The sequence below is a fragment of the Citrobacter sp. S55_ASV_140 genome, from assembly GCF_018919505.1.
In the GTDB taxonomy this organism is placed as follows: Bacteria; Pseudomonadota; Gammaproteobacteria; order Enterobacterales; family Enterobacteriaceae; genus Citrobacter; species Citrobacter werkmanii.
Map to the genome: position 1 here is coordinate 1 of NZ_JAHLQZ010000288.1, position 3,682 is coordinate 3,682.

Annotated in this window: 5 protein-coding genes; 3 read left to right on the plus strand and 2 right to left on the minus strand. The window is 50.5% G+C overall.

The window, feature by feature from the left end; genetic code table 11:
- A partial coding sequence (locus tag KQJ18_RS22530) for an MFS transporter (protein ID WP_216422795.1) occupies positions 1 to 1,420 on the plus strand: 1,420 nt, incomplete at its 5' end.
- Positions 1,421 to 1,453: 33 nt separating this feature from the next.
- Here the strand turns inward: KQJ18_RS22530 and KQJ18_RS22535 are convergent.
- Positions 1,454 to 2,092 carry an RpiB/LacA/LacB family sugar-phosphate isomerase gene (locus KQJ18_RS22535; RefSeq protein ID WP_038641506.1) on the minus strand — a complete coding sequence of 213 codons (639 nt, stop codon included), beginning with the start codon at positions 2,090 to 2,092 and terminating at the stop codon, positions 1,454 to 1,456.
- A gap of 266 nt (positions 2,093 to 2,358) precedes the next feature.
- On the opposite strand from KQJ18_RS22535, the gene KQJ18_RS22540 reads away from it, so the two are divergent.
- Both KQJ18_RS22540 and ftnA read left to right on the plus strand, forming a co-directional pair.
- Positions 2,359 to 2,694 carry a YecR-like lipofamily protein gene (locus tag KQJ18_RS22540; protein ID WP_038641508.1) on the plus strand — a complete coding sequence of 112 codons (336 nt, stop codon included), beginning with the start codon at positions 2,359 to 2,361 and terminating at the stop codon, positions 2,692 to 2,694.
- A 193-nt stretch (positions 2,695 to 2,887) separates the two neighbouring features.
- Positions 2,888 to 3,385 carry a non-heme ferritin gene (gene ftnA / locus KQJ18_RS22545; protein WP_038641510.1) on the plus strand — a complete coding sequence of 166 codons (498 nt, stop codon included), beginning with the start codon at positions 2,888 to 2,890 and terminating at the stop codon, positions 3,383 to 3,385.
- A gap of 45 nt (positions 3,386 to 3,430) precedes the next feature.
- On the opposite strand, the gene KQJ18_RS22550 is transcribed toward ftnA, so the two are convergent.
- A complete protein-coding gene (locus KQJ18_RS22550; protein ID WP_216422796.1) occupies positions 3,431 to 3,670 on the minus strand; it encodes a YecH family metal-binding protein in 240 nt (79 codons plus the stop codon).
- Positions 3,671 to 3,682: the final 12 nt, after the last annotated feature.

The window sequence follows — 3,682 nt, forward strand, 5'->3', positions numbered from 1 at the left end:
GAGTGAACATTTAGCGGTTGAGAATAAACGCGGTCTCTCCCCGGCGGCATTACTTGTAGCCGGCGCTTTCTTTATGGAGTTTATTGACGGTACGGTGATCGCTACCGCCCTGCCCGACATGGCCAAAAGCTTTGGCGTACAGGCGGTTGACCTGAATATTGGTATTAGCGCCTACCTGATCACCCTCGCCGTACTTATCCCCGCCAGCGGCTGGATTGCGGACCGCTTTGGCGCCAGAAAAGTGTTTACCCTCGCACTGGCGATATTTACCCTCGCCTCGGTCTTATGCGGTTTGTCCACCAGTCTTGAAAGCTTTGTCGCCATGCGAATCTTACAGGGCGTGGGCGGCGCATTAATGGTTCCTGTTGGCCGCCTTGCGGTACTACGCACCACGCCTAAACGTCAGTTAATCACCGCCATTGCGACTCTGACCTGGCCCGCGTTAGTCGCGCCCATCATCGGTCCTCCACTAGGCGGATTCATCACCAGCTATGCCAACTGGCGGTGGATCTTCTTCATTAACGTCCCATTGGGAATACTGGCGATAGCGCTGGCGCTACGTTTTATTCCGGATATTCATGACGACGAGCGCCGTCCGTTTGATATAGCGGGTTTTGTCGCGACCTCTGTTGCCATGGTAAGTCTGGTGTATGCCATGGAGTTGCTGGGAACCCAGCAGCCGCAGGGTTGGCTAACTGCCGGACTTCTCACGCTGGGAATAGCGACTTTCCTGTTTGCCCTACGCCATTTTCGCCGCGCCGCCTGGCCGATGATTCGTCTTGATGCCATGAGCGTCCCGACTTTTCGCGTCACGATGTATGGCGGATCGCTGTTTCGCGCCTCTATCAGCGCCGTACCATTTCTGCTGCCGTTAATGTTCCAGGTAGGTTTTGGCATGAACGCTTTTCACGCAGGTTCGCTGGTGCTGGCGGTGTTTGTAGGCAATCTGACGATAAAACCTGCCACCACGCCGTTGATACGCTGGCTGGGCTTTAAGAAATTGCTGTTGATCAACGGGGCCCTTAACGTCCTGGCGCTGCTGGCCTGTGCATTGATAACGCCGCAAACGCCCGTATGGGTTATTTTGCTGGTGCTGTATCTGGGCGGTGTGTTCCGTTCAATCCAGTTTACCGGCGTCAGTACGCTTGCATTTGCGGACGTCCCCGCGTCGCAAATGAGCTACGCCAATACGCTGTTCAGTACGGCAACACAGTTAGCAGTGGGACTGGGAATTTCATTAGCCGCTATTGGGATCCGTATCGGCGCTGAAGTCAGTGAATGGCTGGCGCTGGGCAATATTCCGGGGATCAGCTTCCGCCTGGCCTTTGTGGCTATCGCCATAATTTGTCTGGTCGGTATGGTAGATACGCTGCGGCTTACCCGTGATGCCGGAAGTGCGGTGTCAGATAAGAACAGATAGCCCGGCGGGAGAACACCGCCGGGCCAGCAGGATTTAGCCAATAATCTCGCGCACAAACGCTTCGATCGACTTGTCCTGGCAGTTTTCAAAGAAGCACTGCTGGAAGCGTGGACCCGAGACGGCGGTTTTCACCAGTTCAGGATCGATAGCGCGCAGCGTATCCAGATAATTCTCTTTTACCACTGCCGCTTTCACCTGATTCAGAATACCGGCGTTACGCACCTGCGGCTCTTTACGTTCCGGTGGATAACCTTCCCCGGTACGTCCAGTAAACGCTTTTTCAAACATATAGCGCACATTGAGCTCGGCACCCCAGCCAAAGCCTTTGGCGAAGGCCAGAGAAAGCGCATTCCCATTGTTGATCTGAGAAAACAAGAATGCGTCCGCCGGATCGAGGCAGTAGCCGCATACGACTCCCGGATGGATATTCAGTGACATCATTGCGCCCTGACCCGTACCACAGCCGGTGACCACAAAATCCACGGCTCTGGAATTCAGCAGGATGCTGGCCATAATCCCTAAATGAATGTAGGTCAGATGATGGTCATTTTCATCGCTCATGCCGACGTTATAAACGGGAAAACCTTTCTCATCCGCAACGGCTTTAAGCTCGTTATGAATGATGGCGTTTTTGCTTGCCTGGCTGTTTTCCATCATCAATGCAATTTTCATTCTGTCATCTCCTGAATGCGTAGCGTGGACTGCTGAAAGTCATAACATTCAGGCCACATTACTATTTTGCAAACCCACTTTCAAATTTAATGAAATTTTGTTTTATAAAGTAATGAAGGGCTCACATTTTTCCCTCAGCAGCTCAGAATGGCCTCAGAAAGTGACGTCGTTGCGATTAATCGCAGGTGATCTTCAGGCTATTCAAGCCATTGATACGTCGAAAGGCATGCCATGATAGACTATCTCCGAACTTTCAGAGCGATCTCATGAAGACCTTTATCATTGCCCTTTTGCCGCTCGTGCTGACAGGATGCACTATTACTAAACAGGCGCAGGTGAGCGAAGCCAGCGCCATCACCGGCGTGGTTCGCCTGACTTACAACCAGGCCATGTTGCAAACGGCACGAACCGATGACTACGTAACCCAGGGAACCGCCACCAAAGAGTGCCAGCGTATGGGTTATGCCAGCGCCGTTGCGTTTGGGCAGCCAGTGTCAACCTGTAGCGTATATGCCGGTTCTTTGTGTTTGAACACCAAAATTACGCTCGCCTGGCAGTGTCACGGCGTCGCGGTATCTCCAGCGTCCTCATTCAATTACTAATATTTTCGACCAGCATTTTTTTGCTGGTCATTTGTTACTTCGGTATTTATATCCTCCGCTCAATAGCGTTAATGCGTTTTATTCCCATTCGTATTTTTAATAAATAAATTTATTATTTTACCTTTTGCAAATAATTAAATAACAAATTATAGTGGCGCCACGTAATATATAATAACGTTTGTGGAGCAGAACCATGCTGAAAACAGAAATGATCGACCAACTGAATGAGCAAATGAATCTTGAATTATATTCATCTCTGCTCTACCAACAGATGAGCGCGTGGTGCAGCTATCACAGCTTCGAAGGTGCTGCCGCGTTTCTGCGCCGTCACGCCCAGGAAGAGATGACGCATATGCAGCGTCTGTTCGACTACCTGACTGACACCGGTAGCTTACCGCGTATTAATACCGTCTCTTCCCCCTTCGCTGAATATGCTTCTCTGGACGAACTGTTCCGTGTCACTTACGAACACGAACAGCTGATCACCCGGAAAATTAATGAACTGGCTCACGCGGCAATGACCCACCAGGATTATCCGACGTTTAATTTCCTGCAGTGGTATGTTGCCGAGCAGCATGAAGAAGAGAAATTATTTAAATCTGTTATTGATAAGCTATCGCTGGCAGGAAAAAGCGGTGAAGGTCTTTATTTCATCGACAAAGAGCTGGCTACGCTCGATACGCAGAATTAATTCTGTTGGATAACGGTGGTGAGATGCCACCGTTATTCGATAATCTTAATGGCGGCAGATCTTGCTTTCGTGCGTAGAGAAGCCGTCTTCTTTTGCAATAAACTTCCCCTTCGCCGCTAAAAATGCCACCAGCTCAGCCGCCGTCATTCCTTGCGCATTACAGGTGTGAAAACGTGCCCGCTCGCCAAAACGAGCCGTAATCGCCGCTTCAAGACTGGCATTTGAATACTGCTCGCCAGATTCAATCATCATGTTGAGCACTTCATGCCCGTGAATAGATTCCATACTACCTCCTCA